At 44.3% G+C, this 26,051-nt stretch carries 13 protein-coding genes; 6 read left to right on the forward strand and 7 right to left on the reverse strand.

Annotation, left to right across the window (positions count from 1 at the left end; genetic code table 11):
* Nucleotides 1-229 precede the first annotated feature (229 nt).
* The 6 genes from CLV31_RS09395 to CLV31_RS09420 all read left to right on the forward strand — a co-directional run bounded on the left by CLV31_RS09395 (nucleotide 230) and on the right by CLV31_RS09420 (nucleotide 8,821).
* The gene (locus CLV31_RS09395; RefSeq protein WP_245943371.1) at nucleotides 230-3,421 is read left to right on the forward strand and encodes an FG-GAP-like repeat-containing protein; all 3,192 of its coding nucleotides are present in this window, start codon (nucleotides 230-232) and stop codon (nucleotides 3,419-3,421) included.
* 894 nt (nucleotides 3,422-4,315) lie between these two features.
* On the forward strand, nucleotides 4,316-5,284 hold the full coding sequence (locus CLV31_RS09405) for a BF3164 family lipoprotein (protein ID WP_181452600.1): 969 nt from the start codon (nucleotides 4,316-4,318) through the stop codon (nucleotides 5,282-5,284).
* A 195-nt stretch (nucleotides 5,285-5,479) separates the two neighbouring features.
* Nucleotides 5,480-5,692 carry a hypothetical protein gene (locus CLV31_RS21720; RefSeq protein ID WP_146250881.1) on the forward strand — a complete coding sequence of 71 codons (213 nt, stop codon included), beginning with the start codon at nucleotides 5,480-5,482 and terminating at the stop codon, nucleotides 5,690-5,692.
* A gap of 77 nt (nucleotides 5,693-5,769) precedes the next feature.
* Entirely contained in the window at nucleotides 5,770-6,906 is a 1,137-nt protein-coding gene (locus CLV31_RS09410; protein WP_111392646.1) for a 6-bladed beta-propeller, read from the forward strand.
* A gap of 263 nt (nucleotides 6,907-7,169) precedes the next feature.
* Nucleotides 7,170-8,297, forward strand: a complete 1,128-nt coding sequence (locus tag CLV31_RS09415; protein WP_111392647.1) for a 6-bladed beta-propeller — start codon at nucleotides 7,170-7,172, stop codon at nucleotides 8,295-8,297.
* A gap of 5 nt (nucleotides 8,298-8,302) precedes the next feature.
* Nucleotides 8,303-8,821 (forward strand): hypothetical protein, encoded by a 519-nt coding sequence (locus tag CLV31_RS09420; protein WP_111392648.1) that lies wholly within the window; start codon nucleotides 8,303-8,305, stop codon nucleotides 8,819-8,821.
* A gap of 130 nt (nucleotides 8,822-8,951) precedes the next feature.
* On the opposite strand, the gene CLV31_RS09425 is transcribed toward CLV31_RS09420, so the two are convergent.
* The 7 genes from CLV31_RS09425 to CLV31_RS09455 all read right to left on the reverse strand — a co-directional run bounded on the left by CLV31_RS09425 (nucleotide 8,952) and on the right by CLV31_RS09455 (nucleotide 25,466).
* Nucleotides 8,952-10,301: a vanadium-dependent haloperoxidase gene (locus tag CLV31_RS09425; protein WP_111392649.1), complete on the reverse strand. Its 1,350-nt coding sequence runs from the start codon at nucleotides 10,299-10,301 to the stop codon at nucleotides 8,952-8,954.
* A gap of 126 nt (nucleotides 10,302-10,427) precedes the next feature.
* Nucleotides 10,428-13,703, reverse strand: coding sequence for a VCBS repeat-containing protein (locus tag CLV31_RS09430; RefSeq protein WP_111392650.1), 3,276 nt, complete (start codon nucleotides 13,701-13,703; stop codon nucleotides 10,428-10,430).
* Complete coding sequence (locus CLV31_RS09435; protein WP_111392651.1) at nucleotides 13,703-17,002, reverse strand: VCBS repeat-containing protein; 3,300 nt, start codon at nucleotides 17,000-17,002, stop codon at nucleotides 13,703-13,705. Before CLV31_RS09435 ends, CLV31_RS09430 begins: the two co-directional genes overlap by 1 nt.
* Nucleotides 16,999-17,496, reverse strand: a complete 498-nt coding sequence (locus CLV31_RS09440; RefSeq protein ID WP_111392855.1) for a hypothetical protein — start codon at nucleotides 17,494-17,496, stop codon at nucleotides 16,999-17,001. Before CLV31_RS09440 ends, CLV31_RS09435 begins: the two co-directional genes overlap by 4 nt.
* Before the next feature lie 49 nt (nucleotides 17,497-17,545).
* A complete protein-coding gene (locus tag CLV31_RS09445; protein WP_111392652.1) occupies nucleotides 17,546-20,833 on the reverse strand; it encodes a VCBS repeat-containing protein in 3,288 nt (1,095 codons plus the stop codon).
* A gap of 129 nt (nucleotides 20,834-20,962) precedes the next feature.
* Entirely contained in the window at nucleotides 20,963-22,453 is a 1,491-nt protein-coding gene (locus CLV31_RS09450) for a RagB/SusD family nutrient uptake outer membrane protein (protein ID WP_111392653.1), read from the reverse strand.
* Between the two features lie 19 nt (nucleotides 22,454-22,472).
* Nucleotides 22,473-25,466 carry a SusC/RagA family TonB-linked outer membrane protein gene (locus CLV31_RS09455; protein WP_111392654.1) on the reverse strand — a complete coding sequence of 998 codons (2,994 nt, stop codon included), beginning with the start codon at nucleotides 25,464-25,466 and terminating at the stop codon, nucleotides 22,473-22,475.
* Nucleotides 25,467-26,051 lie beyond the last annotated feature (585 nt).

Below are 26,051 nucleotides of genomic sequence, written 5' to 3' on the forward strand. Positions count from 1 at the left end.
CTCACACAGGGGAATGATTATCCGGGGCATTCTCCCGATGAAAGATCGGGACAGGCTATCTGGCCATTAAAAATCAAATTATAAACAGATGAAATATGCCAACTGCCAAACCTACTTTTTTTTTCTTTTGGCACTTATTTCCTGTTCTCCAAAAGCTGACTTTCAAAGCGGGGAAATGTTATTTATTTCCTTAGATTCTAAAAAAACAGGGATAAATTTCATTAATAAATTGACTGAAAAAGAGGAATTCAATATCATCGAATACCTCTATTTCTACAATGGTGGCGGAGTAGCTGCAGGGGATATTAATAATGATGGCCTCGTTGACTTATATTTCTCTTCTAACCAACTGCCCAATAAGCTTTTTCTAAACAAAGGCGGCTTTTTATTTGAAGACATTACCGAATCGAGTGGTACCTCATCCCTTGGTCCTTGGAAAACCGGGGTAAGCATGGTAGATATCAATGGGGATGGATTGTTGGATATTTATGTATGCCGATTGGGCGATTGGAAGGGGATAAAAGGTAAAAACGAACTTTATATCAACAATGGTGACCTTTCTTTTACCGAAAGCGCTCAATTATACGGACTAGATTTTCAGGGATTCAGTACCCAAGCTGCATTTTTTGATTATGATCGGGATGGGGATTTAGATATGTATTTGCTTAATCATGCAGTACATACAGAAAATAGCTATGGAAGAGCATCTCTCAGGTATATGGACAGTGGGCCTGAGGGAGATCGACTTTACAGAAATAATGCTGAAAAGGGTGAAATCCGTTTTACCCCGGTGACCAATGAAGCAGGAATATTTTCAAGTCATATTGGATATGGATTGGGAGTTGGTATTACGGATATCAACAACGATGGCTGGCCAGACATCTACGTTTCCAATGATTTTAATGAAAATGATTATCTCTATATCAATCAAACTGACGGCACATTCAAAGAGCAGATTTCTGCGATGACTACGGTCAGCAGCAGGTTTTCGATGGGAAATGACTTTGCTGACATCAATAATGATGGCTGGATAGATTTTATTACCCTCGATATGCTTCCCAAAGAGGAGAAAATCAAGAAAATGTCAGCAGGAGAAGACAGTGAGGAAATTTATCAACTTAAGCTCAGTTTCGGATTTGAAAGGCAGGTTTCCAGAAACACGCTCCAACTTAACAATGGAAACGGGACCTTCTCAGAAATCGGACAATACTCGGGGATATATGCTACGGATTGGAGTTGGTCGGCATTGTTCGCCGATTTTGACAATGATGGATGGAAAGATTTGTTTGTTTCCAATGGAATTGTGAGAAGACCCAATGATTTGGACTACATCAACTTCCTGATGAATCCTGAGTTGAAAGACGGTTTTCAAAATAAGCCTGACCTTCGGAATCTACAACTTGCCAAAAAGATGCCTCCGGGAGATGTTGGTAATTTTATTTTTAAAAATAACGGGGATTTGACTTTTGAGGATCTTTCCCGGAAGTGGGGTTTATCGGAGAAAAGCATTTCCAATGGAGCGGTGTATGTTGATTTGGATAATGATGGAGACCTGGATCTGGTCGTCAACAACATCAATGAGCAAGCTGGAATTTTTCAAAACAGACTCGATCAGATTTCCGGGGATACCGCCGACAAGAACTATTTAAAAGTCAAATTTGAAGGCCAAAACCGGAACAAATTTGGAATTGGTGCCAGGGTGGAGATTTATTCCAAAAATCAAGTTCAGGTTCGGGAAAATTATACCAGCAGGGGTTTTCAATCCGCTGTAGCCCCGGAACTTCATTTTGGAGTGGGTAGCCACGAAATTCTGGATTCCGTCAAGATCATTTGGCCCAGTGGAAAATCTGAAACCTTCACACAGGTCCGGGTCAATTCTACCCTGGTGATGAAGGAGACTGAAGCTACGAAGGAATCCAAGCCTACTCCCTCACCCGAAAAATCCGGGGTTAGAGTTTTGGAGAGAAATTCAACCGGATTGGAATTTATTCACTTTGAAAATGAGTACAATGATTTCAATGTAGAGCCTTTGTTGCCGCACAAATTATCGAAGGAAGGACCTGCCTTGACTATCGGGGATTTAAATGGGGACGGGAGAGAGGATGTTTTTGTCGGAGGGGCTTCGGGTCAGGCAGGAGTAGTTTTCCTTCAAAATAAAGAAGGTAAGTTTTTTCCGATAGTTCAGCCCTTATTGGAGGAGGATGCATTTTTGGAGGATGTTTGTGCAGAGCTGCTTGACGTCAATGGAGATGGAGCGATGGATTTGGTGGTAGGAAGAGGTGGGAATCTTCCACTCCCAACTGAAGAAGTGGGGTCCACTATTTTATATCTAAATGACGGCAATGGAAGATTTTATAAGAAAATTCCCTTGCCATTGGAAATCAATACCCAGGTATCTGTCGTGAGATCTGTTGATTTCAATCAGGATGGTTTAATGGATTTGATGATCGGTGGTAGAAATGTGCCGGGTAAGTATGGTCTGAGTCCCAGAAGTTATCTGTTGAAAAATCTCGGTGACCATCAGTTTGTGGATGTGACGAAGGAAGTCGCTCCTGACTTGGAATATTTGGGGATGGTAAAAGATGCCGTATGGACAGACCTAGACCTTGATGGAAATTTAGACTTGGTGGTGGTGGGAGAATGGATGCCGATTACCGTTTTTTTGAATAAAAATGGAGTACTGATCAATGAAACATCACACTTCGGATTGGATTATTCATCCGGTTGGTGGAATTCATTAGCTGCCGCAGACCTAAATGGAGACGGCTACCCCGATTTGGTGGTAGGAAACTTGGGATTGAATAGCCGTCTGAAAACTTTTGAAAAGCTCCCTGTAAGGATGATGGTCAAAGATTTTGACCAAAATGGAAGTATAGAACAAATTATTTCCTATCCGGAAGACGGCAAATATTATTCGATAGCCTCAAAAGATGAGCTTACCAAACAAATTCCTGTCCTTAAAAAGGACTTTGTGAACTATACCGATTTTGCGGGAAAAACTGTGGAGGAGATTTTTCGCAGGTTTGATCTGGAAGGAGCAAAACAACTGGAAGCCCATCAATTTGAATCCGTGGTTTTGGTAAACCAAGAGGGTAAAAAGTTTCAGTCAATACCACTTCCAGCCGAAGCTCAATTTTCCCCAATTGAGGCGATCCTCTTGACCGATGTCAATCAGGATGGGTTTCCTGATTTAATAATTGGGGGTAACAACACCTCTTCGGCTCCTTATTTTGGAGCCTATCAGGGAAGTTGGGGGAACATTTTAACAGGAACCGGGCAGGGGGATTTTAGGTCGGAAAAGAAATACACCATGAAAATCCACGGGGATGTGAAGGAGATTAAAGAAGTGAGAGTAGGATCCCAAATCTGGGTGATTTTTGCAAAAAATGATGCGGAAATGGAGGTTGTGAAGATCGATTAATCAAATCAAAACAGGCGTATCAGATGTAGAATTTGGGGATACCCCTTCTCTTATTATGGGGTACACCCTCTATTGCAACAGCAACAAGATGAAATAAAAAACTGATTATTCGCTATTCTGCCAGTTGACGAATATTCCACTGATTTTGGGCTGGATGCTTCGACTGCGCTCAGCACAGGCGACCGATGACCGAAGACCGAAGATTCCCAAAAATATGGCGTTAACTTGGTCTTCTGAGCTTTAGAAATGCTACTGGCAAGATTCCGTATATTCATTAATAAAAATTTACTTTGGGTAGTTCGTATGATTTTCATCAAAAAGTACAGCTAAAAAGATTTACAACTGTATTTTACCGTTTGCAAAAAAAAACGCCCTTCCTGTAATTGTCATTAAAATTAACAGACTAGGTATTGCCTCGGCATGGAGTTCAACTTAATTTAGTTTCAGCTTCAAAATGAAGCCGTTTTTGGCCAAAAACTTTTTAATCAATTCAAACTCTTTAAAAAACTATGAAGAAAGTATTCTTCGGACTGGCGTTTTTGGGATCAGTCCTCATGTTTAATCAAGGTGCGAAGGCACAGGCTTCTCTGCCAGGTGATGATGGGAATTCGTCCGGGGGCGTTTGTTGTCAATCTGATGAATCTTGCCGCCATCCTAGATATGGGAATGTGGCAGAAGCTACGTGGATCGAAGGTATCAAATTTTGCATTTAAGTAAGTCAGCGGGGTTGTTTCAACCCCGCTCAATCCGCTTCCTATTTCTCCATCGATGAAAAGAAATCAGATTGCAACATCCTGTATTATTTTGGTTTACCTACTGTTGGGGTGTTCAAAGGGTACAAACCCAAAAAGCGAGTTGTATTTCTTAGAAAAGGATCTACCTACTCCAATATCATTGAAGGGTCATAAATACTCTTTTCCAAAAATACTCAATCCTCGTGGAATCACCATAATCGGATCCAAAGCGGTGGTTTTTGAGCGAAAAAACACATCAGATGATAAGTTTCATATCATAGATCTTCAGGAAGAGGCTTACCTTAGATCTAAGGGGATTGATGGAATGGGCCCGGGTGAAATTACGGTTATCACCCAACTAGAAGCACTTCAAGATCCCCGCAAGATCCTGACTTATGACCCTGAACTCAACGTGTTTTCTGTCTTCGATCTTTCAGATTCTTCTCGTTTGGCCGAAAGGCAATTTAGAGCGCCTGCTACTGCTTTTTTTATTACCGATGCTGCTTTTACCTCTGATACTTCATTTATAGCCCATGTGGTAGATGGCTGGACAAAATATCTTCATTTAACTATTTCTGGAGATACGCTGAGCACATTTGGGAATTGGAAAAACATGATTAAAGGAAGGGAGTTACCGAATGGGTATAAAGAGGAAGAATTGGATGCCAATTTGGTAAGTAACGTATTCCAAGGCCCCTTACGGGTTAACAATTCCCGCACCTATGCGGTAAAAGCGGGGTTGAAGGTAGATTATATTGACATTGTTCGCCTTTCAGATCAGTCGATCACTACCATAATCGGCCCTGAATCTACCATTCAGGATTTTAGAATAGGAAATTCAGGAGGTTATCAAATGCCTACTTTTCCACTTGAAACTTCTACTACTCGATATCGAGATGTATTTGCCGGAGAAAACTCCCTCTTTGTCCTTTTCAGCGGTAAATCTTACACCGCAATTAGTGAAATGACCAATCTAAATCGGATTTTTGAATTTGACTATTCTGGTAAACCTCTGGCCCAATATCAACTTGACTTTCCCCTCTTTGGCTTTGCCGTGGATGAAAGGAATAGAAGAATCTACGGGGTAACCACTGACGAACAACCTAATCTGGTGAGGTTTGACTATTAGGTCTTTACCCTAGTCAATACCGTCTGCAAAAAAAAACGCCCTTCCTGTAATTGTCATTAAAATTAACAGACTAGGTATTGCCTCGGCATGGAGTTCAACTTAATTTAGTTTCAGCTTCAAAATGAAGCCGTTTTTGGCCAAAAGCTTATTAATCAAATTGCCGCCGTTCGTGTCCCCACAAATGGCCCGAAAACCATGAAAAAAGTATTCTTCGGACTGGCGTTTTTGGGATCAGTCCTCATTTTCAATCAGGGTGCAAAGGCACAGGCTTCTTTGCCAGGAGAAGGTGGGATCACCTGTAAAGTGGAAGTTCTTATTTGTAACTGGTTTACAGGTACAACAAGACAAGTTTGCCATCAAAATGACTCGGGTGTAGAGTGTCAATGCGGACAATCAACATCTTGTTAATAAACAATTAAATTTTCCCTCCATCAACCTGATGGAGGGTCTTCTTTCCTTAATGCATTATATTTCATTCTGCTCAAATGAAAAAAGTAAACAGTTCTTTGATATTCTTAGTGATTTTGGTTTTTGCATGTAAATCGAAAAATCCACGAGTAGATCATCTTATTATTCCAGAAGAATCCACAAATTCAGCTACTCTCTCCAGTCTTGTTCAAGAGGTAAGCTATATTCCATTGACAGGCGACCCTTCTCAGCTTCCCAATGAGATTGATAAAGCAATGTTCATAGATCAATTAATCATATTAGGGGATTTTAATTTTTCTCAATCTCTATATGCATTTGATAAGCAGTCGGGTGAATTTGTACCTATGCCTTTGAGGAAAGGAGAAGGGCCAAACGAGGCCAGAGAGATTTCAGACTTTTGGATTGATAAGAATTTTATCTACGTCTTGGACGGAATTGGGAGGAAAATCCTTCCCATAAAATTTGAAAATGGTGGTTTTATCCTCCAAGATCCCATAGGATTGGAATTGCCTTTGAGAAAATTTGCCAAGATTGACTCAGGTTTTGTTGGTATTACGGGAGGAGGACAGGATTTTACCTTGGTTTTTGTTAACCCAAATGGTAAGGTGACTACAAAACATCTTCCATTTTCGATTGAATATTTAATGAATCCTATGAATCCTTTTCATCAGGAAAAGGATGGGGAAAAGTCAACCACTTTGCTCCACACCCAATTTTCTCCCATTATTTACAAGGTAGATCAGGGAGAGTTGGTAGAGTTTAAAAGATTTTCATACGGAGGAGAGCCTCTAGCATTTCCTGCTAAAACCGACTTTCCACTAGATCAAGAAGGTTTTAATCAATTTAGATCTACACTTCAAAGTCAACCTTCTTTTTTCACCTTATTTGAAAAAACTGCAAATCAATTTTTGCTTTTTCATATTTTGAATGAGGTTCCGAAAATGGCTTTGGTAGATGGGGACTCAGGAGTCAGTTTTAGCTTCCAAAATATCAAGAATGACATAAGCTTTGATCAGCCCTTTCCAAAAGTTATAGGAATAAATGAAGATAAGTTTGTAGCATTTATTTCAAAGGAACAGATTAATCCAACTAGTGCAGAATTTGAAAATTCATCTTTGAAAACAATTATTGATTCAAACCCAAATAGTTTAATTTTTTTAGTTCAATTCAAACTAAGACTAAACTCTGAATAGTACAAAAAAGTATTCTTCGGACTGGCGTTTTTGGGATCAGTCCTCATGTTCAATCAAAGTGCGAAGGCACAAGATGAAGGACTGGAACCAGGTCCTTGCTATCAAAGAATGTACTGGTGTGGTGATAAGGTGGAAGCTTTAAATTGCGAAACCTATCAAACTGGTACAAGGTGCTCGAAGTATTACCTACAATGCTACAGCTGTTAACTCGTAATGGGGCGGCTTCAAGCCGCCTCTTTTTCTCATTACTTTAACTGATCATCATGAAATACTTCTTGTTGAGATCACTGCCCATTCTATTTTTCTTCTACGGATGTACATCCAAAGAATCTAATAATTCCAATCCTGATTCCTTTAGACTTTCCCTTTCGGATGCTATTAACTTGCCGAGTTCCGAGTTGGAGATAGTAGACCTCATTCCCTTGGAAACCAATGCTCAGAACCTGATGGGAAATGACCTGAGGGTGAGAAAGAGTAAAAACAAAATCTACGTGATGGATATCGCACAGCGGGATGGAATCCATGTCTTTTCAGATGCAGGACAATTCTTAAAAACCGTGGCGGTCAAAGGTGAGGGGCCCAATGAATTGAAAGGATTACAGGACTTTCAGATCGATGCGGAGGAGCGGCTTTTTGTGCTCGCTACGCTAGGAGATCGTACGACCATGTATCAGGTCAGTGAGCAAGGAGAACTTCAGAAACTCGCGGATGCGGAATATTTGGCCAGTGCATTTACCCTTGCAGAGAACGATGAATTTTACCTATATGGAAGTTACAATAAGCCTTTGGTGACACACCGATTGGTAAGGACAAACTCCTCCGGTAAAGTTTTGCAATCCTATTTCCCCAATGACTACACCAATGAAATGCTTCCCATGACCGAGCGGAATTTTTACGAGACGGCAGGTGGGGATTTGATTTTGGCAGAGATTTTCAACGATACGCTGTACACTATTCAGAACGGGCAGGTAAAACCTATACTAAATCTGGATATGGGGCACTTTCAGGTTCCGAAGGAATTTTGGGAGATGGATCTGATGCAAGGCTATCAGCTGATCCAAGAGCAGGGATTTGCTGTCTTCAAATCAGCTTTTTCCAATTCCAAAAAGATTATTGCCAATGTCCATTTCCAAGGGAATGAGATCGGTACTCAAAAGAAGGTTTATTTCTACGACAGAATCACGGGAGAATTTCAAGGGTTGGATTATCCCGAACAGGAAGCAGAAATCTGGAATGATCCCATAGGTTTGGAAGAGGATCATGTCTGGTTTTTGACCTATCATTCGTTTCTGAAGAAAAGTGAGAAGACTATTTTATCTCCTGAACTCCGGACCAAAATCACGGAGCAGGAATTTGACTATCCGATTCTGATCAAAGCAAAACGTAAGTAAATGATATGAGACGAATTTTGATTTCACTGGTTTTTTTGAGCTGTTTTTTCGGATGTAAGGAGAAAAGCGAGCGCGAAACGATAAGAATCCCCGAAGGTCTTGAGGTAGTTGGATATGGGGAAAATTCCAAAGAGTTGTGTTTGAGCTGTCCCAAAAAAATGATCGTGTATCTCAATTTGGAAATCAACTCCATGCTTTTGTTTGGCTTGCAACCGGATTTTTGGACAGAAATGCGGGATAAGTATCCTGAGATAGGTGTAGTCTGCGTGATTGCCGGACAAAACACAGAAAAGAAAAGAAACAGAGCCTACGTGATCCGAAGTCTGGAAGAGGCGCGGTTTCCTTTTCAGGTGATTTATGATCCAGAAAACAAGTTTTTCGAAACAAATGAACTCAAGCCGGGAATCAATCCGAAAAGTAGCCTTCAAACTTTTTTCACTAAAAATGATGAATTTTTTTCCTCCCCCGAGATTGGTGTTCCCGAGCTTTACAAGCTTCGCTTGGAGGAGTTTTTGAAAGAGTAAAGCCAAAGTCAGACTCCAAATTATCGAACAAAAAATCCCGAGCGCTCGCCCGGGATTTATTTCTTTATAAAACCAAGATCTGAATTTCTCAATTCTTGTGTCTTGCGTACACTGTCTTGCGTCTTAGAAGTTACTTCTTCATCGCCACCCTCTCCGGCTTGGTGGAGATCTTTTGCCAGATCAGTTCTCCGACTTTCTGACCCTGCTTACTGCCTTCCTCGATGGCTGGCATGTAGTGAATCCCTCCGTAGAATCGGCTGATGGCTGCCTCGGCAGCTGCCTGTGAGAAGGAGTCAAACTCCCGAATCGGAAGTCCATAGGCTACTTCGGTGCTGTCCACGATATGGAGCTGGTCACCGAAAAGCTGGGCTAAGGTGTAAGAAGCTGCGGTGGAAGCCACGCTGTGGCCGGAAGTATGCTCGGGGAAAGGCGGAGTCTGAAGCAGCGGAACCCAGTTTTCATCGATGTGCTGATTGATGTAGGTTTCCGGACGGATGGTGCGGCTGCGGTACTTTTCATCCCAGCAGGCGATAAAGGCCTCATTGAGCGAGATGGCGGTCATGGCCAAAGCCTCCACGGTACCTCTCCAGTCTTTGCCCGCAGCAGCAGAGGCAATGGAAGCGATGCCCATCCAGTGCCCACCGGGAGTGATCTTTTTCTCAGCAAACATCACATGACCTTTGACATTCATCTTGTACGGATTGCAATCCCAAAACATGGCGATGTCCTTTTGATCCGGAGTCATATTTTTTTGAATTTCGACCACTTCCAGGGCTCTTTTGAAAAATTCAGAGTTGGGATCGGTAGAAAACGGAGGTGGAGGAGCTATTTTAAACTGTGAAGCGGAGTCCAACACAAAGGTTCTGATTTTGTTCCAATGCGGTTCCACTGCTTCCATGTAGGCAGGAGGAGTGGGTTGCCAAGTTCCGGGTTCGTTGGTTACCGTGTATTTTGGAAAAGATCGGCTTTGGTGGTAGTTGTCCTTTTTGGCGTATTCGATGATTTTTTTACCCACTTCTTGACCATAATTGACAGAGGATTCAAATACATCCTCAGGGATTCCTTTTTCCTGGAGTTCGGCAAATACCGCATCCCGGTGCTCGTTCATCTTTTCTTCGGAAAAGATCAAAGCCGTACCCACGTGGTAGTACGCCGCCAAGGCAGCAAGTGGGGCATAGACATTTTCAGGTACTTTGACATCCAAGGGCTCCGAGCCATTCAGTTGCCCCATTAGGGGAGCATAATTGGTCGGGTCAGTGGCAGCAGCCACTTCATAAGCAGCCAGGGAGGAATAGGAATAAATCCTTGCGGCCACGGGAGGGGAGAATATATCGTGGATAATCGTCTCCGTCACCCGATTTTGGGCTTTGGTGAAATAACTGCCATCGGTGATGGCTTGGGAGTAGTCTTTTTTCTCCTGACAGGAAAAGATCATCAGGGATAAAAGCACCGGGATGACCAGAATTCTAAACGTACGCATATTGGGTTTTGAATTAAGTGTGATAAATCGATTCTCTGGATTGGGTCTGTGAGAATTTTACCACCTTACATGTAGGGTCAAATCTAAGTATAAGGGAATCAATCCCAAATGATTTGTGGCAGGTTTTTAGTGCAGCCAAATCGGCGTTCCGGCATTTGGCAATCCAATTATCCATTCTTGGTTTTTTACCCGGATAGTTTTGAGCTTTCGGATCTCCAGTTTTTGAGAGAAACTGGAATTCACCGGTATTTTAACCCATTTCCCGTTATCCCATCGGTAAGAGAGCGGAGACAAGTTCATGGACTTGCCCAAGTCGGTGCGAAACCCGGAAAAATTCCCTCCCAGCCAAATCTGTCCTGTTTGGGTGTCCATCTCAAGTGTTAAGATCGGCCCCCACTGGACTTCATCCGGAAAAGGCACAAAGGAAAATTCTCCTTTTTCATCCTGGAAATAGACTCCCGAGCGGAACTCAAAAGCCGGAAGCTTACGGGCTTTTTCCAATTGATCCTTCGGGAAAAGGTCAGCTGGCTCGCTGATTTTGGCATAGTCGGCATAGGAAGCATGGGTTCGTTTCACGCCAGGAATCTGACGGATCAGATCATCCCGGGTTGGAAAAGGCACCAGCTTTTCACCCATGAAATGAAATAGAATAGGATCGGCTTGTCCATTTGAGTCAAAGTCATGATGGTAGAGCCATACGGGCCTTTCGGCACTCGCTTTCAGCTTGGAGTTCAGACCCAGATTGCCCACAATCAGGTCGGGTTTGCCGTTTTTATCTAGGTCAGCAATTTTCAAAGCATTGATCCAACCGGAAGAATAAGCCAGACCTTTCGGCATCTTTTCCACGGCTTTTCCTCCGGATAAGTCAAAAACCCGAATTCCCGTCCAGTCGCCGGCCAAGATCAATTCAGCCTTTCCATCTCCATCCAAATCCGCAAAAGAGGCCGCATTCAGCATTCCAAACTCGATGTCTTTTCCAAACCAAGCTTCGGTCTCGGCCTTAAACTGCCCTCGGCCTTGGTTGATCAGCAGGCTGCTTGGTGGACTGGCACCGTAGTCTCCTGCCTGATGACTGGCAGCTACAAAAATGTCCAAATCCCCGTCTCCATCCACATCATGAATCGCAATAGCCGACGTATTTTCCCCGATGGGAGGAAGTGAATTCATGGAAAAAAAGAAATTCCCCTTGCCGTCACCAAAGAAAACCCGGTCGAAATAAAATAGACTCCCCGTCTCGTACTCCGAACCCCCGCTGCCCACGTAAAGATCCATCAGTCCATCCCCATTCAAGTCTGCAAATTCGGCTACGGTATCTTCTGCTTTGGCTAATTGGGTAAAGATGGGTTGAGGATTTTCCTTGAAACTTCCATCGGATTGCTGCAGGAAAATGGCCCCCGGTTGATCTTTTGCTCCTCCCAAATATACATCGTCCATGCCGTCACCATTGACATCCCCTACCGCCAAGGCTGGTCCCATTCGGGCAAAGCTTTTGGGTGCCAAATACTCACGTTTGAGCTCGTCCACTTCGTCTTTTTCCAGATGAGTCCAGGAGATTTGGGGAAATGAAAATGAGGAAGGACTTTCGGATTGGTCTATTTCCCGAACCTTTCCGCTTCCGTGAGAAAGCTTGATGGATTGATTCACGGCTACTCCGGAGAAGGTTTCCCGATCCCCATTTGGCCATGAAACTAAAATGGAATCAACTTGCTGCACTTCACCCAAGCCAAAAACCAGCTCGGCTGCCGGTCCTGACTGGAATCCCCGACTTGTGCTGATGCGCTGGGTCCAGGTTTGATTTTTTGCAAAAACGGTGACCTGAGCACCAATTGCCTGTGAGTTAAAACCCTCTTGGATAAGGGCCACTTTCAGGTAAGAATTTCCCAATCGCTCACTTCGGTTTTGGTAGACAAAGGCTTCCTGATCAAGGTTGTTCAGCACCAGGTCCAAATCTCCGTCATTGTCCAAGTCCACGCACACAGAGCCGTTGGAATAAGACTCCTGATCCAATCCCAAGGCTTTTGCCTGATTTTCGAAGCGAAGGCCTCCCAGATTCTTCCAGGCAAAATTGGCAATTTTCAAACTGGGCAGCATGTCGATCTGTTTTTTGCGCAGCACCTCCAAAGGCGTGCTGGCATCAGCCTCCTGTGAGTACTGGATAAAATCCAAATCATTCGGACGCTTCACAATGCCGTTACTCACATGAATGTCAACCAAGCCGTCATTGTCCATGTCGAATAGCAAGGGGGACCAGCTCCAATCCGAGGCATACACTCCGGCAAACAGTGCTACTTCAGCAAATTGTCCATTACCCTGATTGACTTGGAGATGATTGCGCACATATTGATCCTGATAGCCAAACTGCTTTTTGATTTGGTAGACTTCTGCCTTGTCTTCACCTACAGATTTCATCCAGATTTCCGGATCCTCGGGGAGCATGTCCGTGGTGAAAATTTCGGGTAAACCATCTCCATTCAGGTCTGCGACATCATTGCCCATGCTGTAGCGGCTGGTTGAGGAAATCATTTCATCCAATGCCTCGCGAAAGGTGCCGTCCTGATTGTTGAGGTAGAGGTAGTCGTTTTCGGTAAAATCGTTGGACACGTACAAATCAAGCCAGCCATCGGCATTGAAATCTTCCACAGCTACCCCCAAGCCAAAACCCAGAATGCTGGAGTAAATGCCGGAGGTTTCGGTGACGTCTTCAAATCCTGTTTTTCCTTCTGCAAGTAGGTTTTTGTAAAGCTTATCTCCACTGGGATCGGACTTGGATCGGTTTTCTGCCCGGGCAAAAACCTCCGGAGACTTTACGTTGTGATTGAGCAGGTAGAGGTCCAAATCCCCATCCCGATCATAGTCAAAAAATACAGCATGGGTAGAAAATCCTTTGAAGTCCAACCCGTATTCGGCAGCCGATTCTTTAAACTTCCCTTCGCCTTGGTTGATGTAAAGCTTATTTTGCCCTTTGATTGCCCCGTAATCTCCCACTTGGCAGACGTAAATATCCACCAATCCGTCTCCATTGACATCGGCCATGGTCACACCCGTGGACCAGCCTCCGTCACCGGTTACTCCTGCCGATTCGGTTATGTCTTCAAACTGAAAATTACCTTTGTTTCGGAAAAGCTTATTGGGAACCTGATTCCCGGTAAAATACAAATCAATCAACCCGTCATTGTCGATGTCTCCGGCAGCTACTCCCCCTCCGTTGTAGAAATAGAGGTATTCGATGATGTTGGATTCAGCGGTGGAGGTAAGTCGGTTTTCGAAACTAAGTCCGGTTTGGTCCGGATTTTTTAATTCGAAAAGGGGATCAAAACCAGGAGTTGTTTCCTTTTTGCTGCAGGAAATGATTCCCAAAAGCCCAATACCGACTATCGACCAATGAATAAAATACCTTCGCATCAATATGTCCAGATTTCAGCAGGAGCGCTGTTTTTCACCACCAGCAAGCGATTTTTCCCAAGTGTTGAAAATTGTCGGATATCCCCTTCCAGCTTTAAGCCATGCATGCGGTTTGGCCAGAAAGTAAAGGTTCCATCTCCTTTTCCAAGCAAAATCTCTCCGTATCCGGCATCATAGGTTCCGACTTCCGGTTTCACATGTGACAGATTTCCTCCCAAAATCAGATCTTCAATACCATCTGCGTTCAAATCCACCGATTGAATGGCAAAAATCCATGTCTTTTGCGCTTCAACGGGAAACGCCTTCCATTCAAAATTCCCATTGCCCTGATTGATCAGTACGCCGGATTGGAGGTGATTCATCTCCTGCACAATCGAACGGTCGATGACCTCTTTCGCGAAGATGTCGCTCAAGCTTTGATTGTTGTAATCTGCGTAGCGGATATACTTTTTCTTGATGCTCGGCACCTGTTTTTCGAGTTCATGTTTTAAGGTGTAAGGCACTTGCACCTCGCCAATTTGCCGGGTGTAGATCTGCTCGATGGCGCCGTTTTGGTCAAAATCGTTGAGGAACATTTTGACCGGATGTGTGGTCGAACCTTTCATTCGGGTATTCAAACCTTGGTTACCCAATGCCAGATCGGGCTTCCCGTCCCCATTGAAATCTCCGACTGCTAGGGTTCGGTACCAGCCTTTGAGTTGATCCATGCCTGCAATTGGGGTTATTTCCAGCTTTTGTCCCGTGTTTTTGAAGAAAGTCGGGGCCATCCAATCGCCTACCACAGCCAAGTCCTGCTTTCCGTCTCCATCGTAGTCCAGGACTTTGGCATCCGTCACCATTCCGAGAGATTTCAATTCAGGCGCAAAAGTGGCAGACTGCTCGGTAAAATTGCCTTTCCCATCATTGATCCAAAGCTGACTATCCGCCGGTGCTCCGTAGGTAAACGGCACTAAGCGACCGCCCACAAATAAATCCGGGGCACCGTCCCCATTGAAATCGAACACTTCCACCACAGAACTACTGCCCAACACCCCCATCATTCCGGTATGGAAACCCTTGCTGAAATTCCCCTTTCCATCATTGAGATAAAGTCGATCCGTCAAATCAAGATTTCCAAATCCAGACTCATTGCCTCCCGAGGTGACGAATAGGTCCAGATCTCCATCTCCATCTGCATCAAAAAAGACTGCGTCGGTATCTTCGGAGAGGGCATCGGCTACTAAATCCGCCTGAGGTTTTTCCACAAAACTGCCATTTGCCTGAGCGAGATAGATTTTTCCGGGGAAGGATTTAGCTCCTCCAAAAAACAAATCCTCCAGGCCATCCCCGTTGACGTCGGCTTTGGCAAAGGCTGGACCTTCGGTAGAAAACATGTGGTAGGTCAACCGGTCCCGATCAAAGTCAATGTACTCGTTTTCCAGGTGCTTAAAATCCAAATTCGATTGAGGAGCCTTTACAAATCGCGGAGTCGCAGGCGTTGGAAAAAAAGAAACACCCTGGGGTAGTGCTTTTGCCTCTTCCCATTTCAAAGTAAGTAACTGATTGACCGGTTGATTTTTCAATTCGGTGTAGCTCCCATCCGGCCAAAGCACCCGAACTTCATCCACGGTAGTAAGTCTGCCCAAACCGATGGTGATTTTGGGATCGACGCTGGATTGGAATCCCCGATTGGGCATCTGCTCGGCGTAGAAGAGCTGATCTCCTGCTTTTACCTGAATCTGGGTTCCGATAGCCCCAGTATTTTTTCCTTTTCCTACCAGCTGAAACTGAATACTATGATTCTCCGGTTGGAGAGTTTTGCCCTGATTTTTGAAAATCTGTGCAGGTTGGTTCACATTGTTGATCACCAGGTCCAAGGTACCGTCATTGTTGAGGTCACCGTAAGCCGAACCGTTGGAATGTATGGGAGTGCCAAGCCCCCAGGTATCCGCTACATTTTCAAATTGGAGATTGCCAAGGTTTCTAAATGCATAATTGGAAACCGGCCGGACTGGAATCGGATCGATCAAAGCCTTAAAATTGACTCCTTCTTCAGAGATGATTTTCCGTTTGGTTTGTTCGTCGTCAATGAAATTCAAATAATCCAGATCGGTGATATCCTGATAGATGCCATTGGCCACGAAGATGTCCCGCTTGCCGTCATTGTCCATGTCGAACAATAGCGCTCCCCAGCTCCAGTCGGTCGCTTCCACGTTAGCCAATCTGCCCATTTCGCTAAACGTGCCGTCCCCATTATTGACATGGAGCATATTTCTGGAAAATTGGTAGTGGTAGCCGTGTGTTTTGTTGAAAAGAAACTTGTCCCAGTTTTCAAAGGTGGTCACTTGCTTGAGCCTGTTGAGAGACTCCGGAAGCATGTCTGTCACAAAAATATCCAGCAATCCATCTCCGTTGACATCCGCGATATCTGCGCCCATGGAGGCGGCACTGATAGATCTCATATAGGATTCCAGGGATTCGGTAAAGGTGCCATCCTGATTGTTGATATATAAATAGTCCTTTTCAAAAAAGTCATTGGAAATAAAAATATCCGGCCAAGTGTCCTGGTTGACATCTCCGATGGTGATGCCCAAACCAAACCCGATGACTGATCCATAGATCCCTGCTTCTTCGCTGACGTCGGTAAAGGAATCCCCGTCATTTCTGAACAGCTTATCTCCTCCTACAGGATCACGTTTTGGGCGTTCGTTTTGCATCTTATTGAAGGTGCCGATCGCCTGATAGGAGTTGTTGAGCAGGTAGACATCGAGGTCACCGTCTTTATCATAGTCAAAAAAGACCGCATGGGTCGAAAATCCCTGATCTGCCAAACCGTAGGCCTCAGCCATTTCCTTGAAGGTGCCGTCGCCTTGGTTGATAAAAAGCTCATTTTGCTTGTTGTCACCCGAAATATCCCCTGAGTTGCAGACGTAAATATCCAAAAAACCATCCCCATTGACATCGGCCATGGCCACTCCTGTACTCCAGGCGCGAGTGCCAGCCACTCCGGCCGTTTCGGTTACGTCCTCAAATTTGAAATCTCCCCGGTTGAGGTACAGCTTATTCGGGCCCAGGTTTGCTGTAAAATACAAATCGGCCAAGCCGTCATTATTGACATCGCCGATGGCTACCCCGCCACCGTTGTAGTAATTGCGATAGGTGAAAATGTTGAATTTTTCATCAAAGGTGAGGTCGTTTTTGAAGTCTACTCCAGATACTTCAGTATTGATTTCTTCAAAAAGGGTAGGCCCTTTTTTTTCTGGTTTGGAGCAGGCGGAAAGGGCAGCAAGTAGAATCAGCCCACCAAATAGTTTATTCATAATTCTTTTTGGCTGATTTTACGCTGAACCGGCAAGTCTGAGATTTCTGCCCTGACAGCGGAAATGTGTTTTTTGAAGATTCGGATGCGTCGGTTTCCATCCATTTTTACGTAGGCGATCTGTGTTTTGTCCTCATTGGTGACTTCAATGAACCCTTCTCCATACCATTTTTCGAAAAGCTTCACCACATCCTCCCGAAGCTTTTCCACGGCCAGGTCCTCATTCCATGGGCCCCACCCATCATACTGAAATTCTACCGGCATAAAATATATTTTATCCTCAGCAAACTTGGGATAAAAGCGCATTTTACCCGGATTTCCTGAAGGAAAAACCAAGCTGTGCTCCACTGAAAGTTCGGAGGGGCCGTTGGTCAGTACTCCCTGTTTGTTGAGATCCCAACAGGTTTCGAAAAATTGTTTTTGACTCATGCCGAGCTCTAAGCCGAAGAATAAGTCATTGACTACTTTTCCTGAAGCGAGTTGCTCAGCCTCCATTTTTTGGTAGGGTGACTGACAAGCCAGGGTCGTGATTAGCAAAAGAATACTAGCGAATGGTAAAAACGATCGGTGTTTCATTATTTCTAAATACGACTAAGTTGGGTTTGTTTTCGATTTCCATAGAGAGGATGCTTCTGACTTCTCCGGGCACAAAGAATCCGCTTTCTTGGGGTTTCAGTGCTTTCCAATTTTGGTTGGAGGTTGGTTCCAGTACCCATCCATAACTCCCAAGTTGAGAGCCAAGCTCAGGCTTAATTCGACTTTGATTTCCTCCAAAGATCAGATAGGGGAGTCCTGATTTACCCGGAATGACTTGGATAGCATAAACCGGAGCGTATTGAATCTCGACAGGTAATGAAGCAAGTCTGAAGGCTCCACTTCCGTTATTGATCCAAAGGCTGGTTTCCAGCTTTTCGGCCTTTAAAGTTAAGGATTTTGACCAAACAGCTTGAGGGAAAAGGTCCTCCAGGTGCTTGTTTTGATAGGATTCATAAGTCAGGAGCTGCTTTTTAAGGGAGGGGATTTGTCGGAGTAGGGCAGGCTTGAGCACCAACGGAACTGTTTTTTGATTCTCATATTTCGACAGGATATGATCCAAGGCTCCGTTTTGGTCAAAGTCATTGACGATCATCTGCAATTGGGATGAGGAGTCCGTCCTTAATCTGGAATTTAGCCCCTGATTTCCTGCCAGAATATCTGCTTTTCCGTCCCCGTTGATATCGGTGACTAAAAGGCAGTTCCAAAGCCCACGGGAATCTGAGAATCCAAAATCTGCTGTTTTTTCCAAAAACTTCCCTTCAGCATAAGAAAAAATCCGAATGGGCATCCATTCTCCGGTTACGATCAGTTCTGTATGGCCATCCCCATCCAAATCCGCTAAAGCGCCGGCAGTCAGCATGCCCAATTGGGAAAATTCGGGATGGATATGGTTAGTAATTTCGATAAAGTTTCCTTTTCCGTCATTTTGCCAGACCTGTAAACCTGCAGGAATGCCATAATCGAACGGCATACATCGGCTGCCTATGAGGAGATCCAAATCTCCATCCTTATCCAAGTCCAACGACAGAATAAAGGATGTTGGCGAATAGGAAAAGACCTGAGTCGATTTTGTGAATTTTCCTTTTCCGTCATTGAGATACAGCCTGTCGGTGTAGGTACCGGCGAAGTTTGAAAACTCGATTCCTCCACTTGCCACCATCAAATCCAGGTGCCCATCGCCGTTTGCGTCAAAGAAGTGCCCGCTGACGTCCTCGGCAAGGCTATCTTCTGCAAAAAGTGCCGGTTGAACTTCCGAGAACTTGCCTGATGAATGCTGCAGGAAAAGCGCAGAAGCTTGTCCTTTGGCACCGGGTACAAACACATCTTCTAATCCGTCGCCGTTGACGTCTGCCTGGATGGCATTTGGTCCTTCATTACTCACCATCCAAAACCGAAGTCGGTCCCGGTCAAAATCTATAAAATCGCTTTCCTGATGTTTGAATGGAATCTGGTAGTCACTTTGCACGAAAAGTGAAGTGTCGACAAAAACTGGAGGTTGTTGATTGACGGCTTCTTGTTCGGGGAAAAGCTTGAGGTGTTGGTTGGCTTTGACAGAGTTCAAAGTCGTGACCGTCCCGACAGGCCAACGAATCACAAGCGAATCCAATTGAGAATTTGATCCCAAGCCAAAATGAATTTTGGTGTCCACGGAAGACATGTATCCTTTGACGGGATGGTATTCCTGATAAAAGGTTTGGTTTCCCGAATAGGCAGTAACCTTAGCTCCAAAGGCTTTTCCTAAATCCAGCGTGAGGTAATTTCCCTGTTGGGATTCGGTAGCGGTATTTTGATAGACAAAGGCTCGTTCGTTCAAGTTATTGACCACCAAGTCCAAATCCCCATCGTTGTCGAGGTCTCCATAAGCTGAACCGGTACTGAAGGTAAATTGGTCCAATCCCGACCATTCAGCCTGATTTTCAAATTGCCATTCGCTTTTATTCTTAAAAAAAAAGTTGCGTTGAGGGATTGACGGGAAAGCATCAATCATTTTGGTTACCAACACGGAGTCCTTTCGGAAAGAAGCTATTTGTTCCTGATTGTTGGCGTAGAAGTCTACAAAGTCAAAATCGGTCAAGTCCTTGACTATGCCGTTGGCTACGAAAATGTCTTTGAGTCCGTCATTATCTGCATCAAAGATTAAGGCTCCCCAACTCCAATCGGTAGCTTCTACTCCAGCAAGGCGGCCCACTTCGGAAAAGACCGGAATAGATGTCCCCGGTCTGAAACCCAGATGACGTTGAAGTGTATTTCGCGTGAATTGGTGGTGATAACCGGCTTTGGCACTCGCCTGATACTTGTCCCAATCTTCAAATGGTGTTTTGGTTTTGACCCTTGCCAGGTCTATTGGGAGCATTTCTGTGACAAAAATATCCGGCAACGCGTCATTGTCCAGATCAGCGATGTCAGCCCCCATGCTTCCCATGCTGATTTCAGGGAGAATTTCAGGCAGGACTTCAGAAAATGTTCCATCCTGATTGTTCAGGTAGAGGTAATCCCGTTCAAAAAAGTCATTGGAAACATACAGGTCTGGCCAATTGTCTTGATTCAAGTCGGCCACCGTCACTCCGAGACCATAGCCTATGGCACTACCATAGATCCCTGCCTCCTCGGAAACGTCCGTAAACTTATCTCCATCATTTCTGAAAAGCTTATTTCCTCCTTCAGGATCGCGGATTTCCCGTTGTCCTTCCCTAAGGTCATACACCCCCACCGAACGTCCGGAATTGCTCAGGAGGTACATGTCCAAATCCCCGTCCATGTCATAATCAAAAAACACCGCGTGTTGGCTGAGGCCAATTTCTGCCAGGCCGTATTCCTTGGATTTTTCGGTAAAAGTGAGATCGCCGTTATTGATGAATAATTCATTGTGTCTACGGTCACCTTCCATCGGACCGGATTTGCAAACATAAATATCCAGAAGGCCGTCCCCATTGACATCCGCCATACTTACTCCAGTCGACCAATAACCTTCTGAATTGAGTCCGGCCGTATCGGTAATGTCTTTGAATTGGAGATTTCCCTCATTGAGGTAGAGTTTGTTCGAGGTTTGATTCCCCGCAAAAAATAGATCAGGAAGCCCATCATTGTTGATGTCTCCGATGGCCACTCCCGCCCCGTTGTAAAAATTGCGAAAAGTATAGGGATTTACTTTCTCGGTGTAAGTAAGGTCATTCCTGAATTTTATTCCGGTGTACTCCTCGTCCAGAAGTTTGAAAAGGGCAGAGGGTTCCTGTTTCTTTTTTCCGCAGGAAAAGAGAATTAAAAAACTGAGAAAGATTGTCCTGTTGATTTTCACAGATGATGGCTAAAAAACCTGGCAGGTCTTTCATGACCTGCCAGGTTTAACTCAAATTTACCCAGACCTTCCAGAAAAAAAAGGAAGTGTACCAAGGCACACTTCCTTTTATCATTGGGTCAAGTCAGATTAATAACCTGGATTTTGTCTCAAGTTAGGGTTGGCATTGATCTGCTGCAAAGGAATCGGGAACAAGGCTCTGAATGGTTGAGAAGCTTGTTTTTCCCACCATGGCAAATTCCACTTTCCAAATCGGATGGCATCAGTTCTTCTGCTCGCCTCAGCAAACATCTCACGGCCTCTTTCATTGTACAATTCGTCCAAAGTAAGGGTAGTGTATGCTGGCATACCTGCGCGGGTTCTGATCTGATTTGCAGCAGCTAGTGCAATAGCGGTTTTGCCCTGACGAAGAGCTGCTTCAGCTTTGATGAGGATGATATCACCCAATCGGATCAGTGGATAGTCGTTGTTCAAGCTCGAAGCTGCACCAAGCGCGAATTCAAATTTACCCACTCTGGCACCGGCTTGTCTAAAGGCATTGGGTGCAAGTTGATTGATCTGAGGAGTGAAGGTCAATGGTGGTCCATCAGGATCATTTGGTTCTGCCGAGATGTCATTAAGTCTAGTTCCATCAGAAGCAAACTGAGGTCCCACCAAGAATGAGTTTTTACGAACATCATTGTTGTCAAAGCTGTTGTAAAACTCCTCCAAAGAGGCATATCCGTTCCAAGGCTGCTCTTGTAAGTTGTAGGTGTTTTGACTCAGGTAGTGAAGGGTCATCTGCGGAAGATTAAACCCGCCTGCGTTGTTTTGGTCATAAGGCAGGGTCAGGATATTCTCAGTAGAGCCGGAATTTCTTTCAGAGAAGTTTGCAAAGAAATTGGAAGTCAAGGAATACTGACCGCTGTTGATCACCTCATCGGCCAAGCGCTCTGCATCAGCCCAACGCGGTGTACCGGTGTACACTTGTGCATTGAGGTAAAGCTTAGCCAAAATTGCCTTCGCAGAGGTTTTGTTAAGGGTATACTTAGACGAAGTCTCTGGAAGGAGATTTATGTTTTCCAGAATGGAGTTTTCGATGAAGGTGAAAACCTCTGTACGTGTATTGTTGGTCGGATTACCTCCGGTGGATTCTTCAGTCACGATCGGAACATTTCCAAACGAGTCGATGAGCCATAGATACACCAAAGCTCTCAAAACCTTCAGCTCAGCGCCCAATGCCTCTACTTCAGGATATTGGATCAACAGGTTGTTGATTTCACCCACGGCAGTGTAGCAATAGTTCCAAGAGTTGTTGAAAGCCTCATCTGAAGGCTGCCAAGTGTGTCTGTGCATTCTAAGCCATAGACCACCATCTTCCCAGTCGGCACCTTTTTGAGGGATTGCCATCTCATCTGAAGAAACTTCATGAATGGACCAGATGCTATTGTGGCCTCCCCAGGAGCCCACGATTCTTGCGTAAGCAGAAGCTTTAAGAACGGCAATCAAATTCGGATTTTTGCTGTTGGCAACATCCTCAGCTGTAACCCCATCCAATACCTCCTGCTCCAGCTCCTGACATGCACCCATGGCGAAGACCAAGGGAAGCACTAAACCGATTTTACGAATAGATTTAAACATATCTGTAGAATTTGATTGGTTATTTGAAGTTGACAGTTACTCCCAACGTGAATGAACGAGTCTGGAAGTAGGTATTTCTACGCTCGATACCCGGAGAAAGAGAAGTAGTAAAACCATCCCCGTTTTCCTGATCATTGATTCTCACCTCTGGATCGATACCGGTATAATTGGTGATCGTAAACAGGTTTTGAGCAGCGAAATACATTCTTAAAGAACTGAGGTTAGGAGATTTGGTTTTAAAATTGTAACCCAATTCCATGTTGTCCAAGCGGATAAATGAAGCATCCTCAATATAGGAACTGTTGAAGGTTGGCGTAGAAGTTACCAGTGGACTGGTTGGAGTCTTGCTGGTAATTACAGAGTTCCAGGTGTTAGACGCAGCATCAGCATTTTCATAGAAGCCTCTGTAGGAGTTGTATAGGTCATGACCCCAAGCCCCTCTTAAGAAGACATTCAACGTCCACTGTCCGTACATAAAGCTGTTTGCAAAACCAAATTCACCTTTAGGAAGACCATTACCCAATCTTTCGAATTCGTTAGGGTCTGTGGTAGAAAGGATGTATTGGCCTGATTCAGTATATCCCAAAAGTCTTGGACCATAGAAATCACCCAAAGTCTGACCTACACGGTTGTAGATGATGGGGTTGTTGTTTTGTCCCGGAGAACCAGGAGTAGCAAATCTCAATTCATCAAAACCAAGATCACCTGCCGACAAGCTTTCGATGGTCGTTTTGTCATAAATGGTGAAGTTGAAATTTGGTGTCCACTTCAACGCTCCTTTTCCGATTTGATTTACACCGATTGCGAATTCAAAACCAGCAGCTCTCAAATCGGCCAAGTTGACCCAAGTAGAAGAAGCTGTGTTGAATCGTCCCGGATCAAAGGGGTTAGGAGCACCTGTTGCAACAGGCACGTTAAACAACAAGTCAGAAATGTTTCTGGTGTAGTAATCTACGCTACCATTCACTTTTCCATTGAACAATCCGAAATCGATCCCCACGTTGAATTCTTTTTTAGTTTCCCATTTCAGATCTCTGTTTGGATTGGAGAATTGGTTGATTCCGACAAAGATGTCGTTTTGAGTAAGTGGATCCCCGTCCAAATCAATTCGGTTACCATTGCCAAACACACCCAAGGCCAAGGTTGGAGATGGGGGAAGGTTACCGGTCACCCCATAGGAGACTCTTGGCTTGAATTGATTGAACACGCCCATGTCGAAAAGTTGGGTAAAGTCCGAGCCAACAGAGAACGCAGGAAATACACCTGTCTGGTTATTGGCGCCAAATCCTGAGTAAGTTTCAGCTCTTACAGAGGCGGACACGAAGAAGGTGTTGTCCCAATTAAAATTCGCTCTACCAAAAGCAGAGTTTAGCTGATCTTGGTTTGCGAAGGAAGAAACGTTGGTGTTGTTACCCAATCGGATAGCACCAGCGCCTAAGTTGTTCCATCCCGAATCGAAAAGGAACTGTCTTACTCGGGCATTGAAACCTTGGTTAGTGGTAAATTGAGTTCCCACACCTCCCAATAAAGTCATGTTCAATTTATCAGAAAGGTCTGTTTCGTATCGTAGGGTAGACTCAAAAATTCTTTGACTTCTGTCGAACGTGTTTCTTTCAGCAGAACCCTGAGATCCAATACCCACTTGGAAATCATTCAAAGACCAGAAACCACCGGAAAGCGTATTTCTTCTGTCTTGAGAATACTGTGCTGATAGTGTCAAGTTGGGAAGGATGTCAAATTCAGCTCTGTAGGATGTCAGGGCGGTTTTTGTTTCCCCTACGAATCGCTGCTGTCTGGCCAACGCGACAGGGTTGAAGAAATCAAACAAATCTCGCTGGAAATAACCTCCAAAATCTCTTGAGTCCTGAGTATTTTCTGCAAAAATCGGTGCAGTTGGGTTGTAAATGGTCGCATATCTGAAAGCTGCGCCATTGATTTCCTCGGAGTCTACATTGGTAAATGACAAGTTGATGTTGAATCTCAATCTGTTGTTCAAAGCTCCCTGAGAAAGGTTCAGACGGGTGTTCAATCGCTCATTTCCTACCCCATCCACAATACCGTTATTATTTCGATAGTTGACAGAACCCATGTAGCTGGTGTTGCCGAAGCTGCCTGACACACTGGCGTTGGTGGTGTAAGAAAAGGCATCAGAGATCAACTCTTCTCTCCAATCGGTGCGGGCACCAAAATCTGTACCCCCTCTGGCTACGAATTCTTCCGCAGAAAGAATAGGAATCAGATTCGCTGCACGGTCCATGGTACCAAAGGTGTTGATTGTCACGTTGGTCACACCTTCTTTTTTGCCTTGCTTGGTGGTAGTGATCAAAATAACACCGGAAGAACCTCTGGCGCCGTAGATGGCGGCAGCTGAACCGTCCTTCAACACGTCGATGGACTGGATGTCATTCGGGTCCACGTTTTCCAAGGAAGCACCGATTACCCCGTCCAATACGATCAAAGGAGAGGAGTTGGCACCGAAGGTAGAAAGACCTCTCAATCGGATGTTGAATCCAGCATTGGGGTTACCTCCCGGTCTGGTAATGGATAGACCGGCTACCTTACCCTGAAGCAATTGGGTTGGGTTGGATACGTTACCTCGGTTGAAATCGTCAGGCTTTACTCCGACTACCGCAGAAGTGATTTCCTTTTTGTCCTGCGAACCGTATCCGATAACCACGGCTTCCTGAAGGCTTTGAATGTCCTCCTGAAGATTGATAGTGATGGTAGACTGGTTGCCGATTTCCACTTCTTGTGTCAGATATCCCACGAAGGATATCACCAATACTTGATCGCCGGCCTGAAGCGGGAGGGTAAATTTACCGTCCAAATCAGTGGCAGTACCTCGGGTGGTACCTTTCACGAGTACCGTTGCACCCGGAACAGGGTCTCCAAGCGACGCATCCAGGACTGTTCCTGAGATGGTTCGGTTTTGGGCATTGACACCGATGGCTGCTCCCATGAAGAGCGCCATAGCAAGCATCAATGACTTGAGCTTTGGTAAATAATTTCTCATAGGGTTTGTTGTTTTTTTAAAAAGCGAAATAGGTATGAGTACTTAATTTCAAGCCTAATGTGACCCAAGGAATTTGATTTTGCAAATCTTAACAAATGCCACCTAAGCGGTTCAAAAAATACCTTTCCAACAGAATAATCTTTATTTTAACAAAAAATTAATGATTTAGTGTTTTATGTGTTAATAATTTAATGGAAAACGTTTTCCATTTATGGATAATTAAAAAAATCAATTTTTATTAATTATATGAAAATTTAGGGTTAAAAAAATTGTGGCGTTTGGACCCGTTTTGGACATCTATGAAAAAATTAAAAAAGTCTTTCGCCTTAGAGATATTTCTCTTTTAAGGTCTTGTTCCATAATCCTGATCAAGTTTCTATTTTTTTCATTTATTATAGCTATTACGCTATTTAATACTATATAAGAAAGTTCGGTAATCATGAGTATTGTATCCATAGCGGATCTGTGTTTTCAGGGCATGTTAATTTGTGCAGTTCGTTTAATGGGTTGTTTTAGAATCCTGTGGATGGCTACATTTTAAAGCCGACTTTCAAGGATGTCTGTTGAAACTGGGGAACAGTTGTT

Source organism: Algoriphagus aquaeductus, from assembly GCF_003253485.1.
In the GTDB taxonomy this organism is placed as follows: Bacteria; Bacteroidota; Bacteroidia; order Cytophagales; family Cyclobacteriaceae; genus Algoriphagus; species Algoriphagus aquaeductus.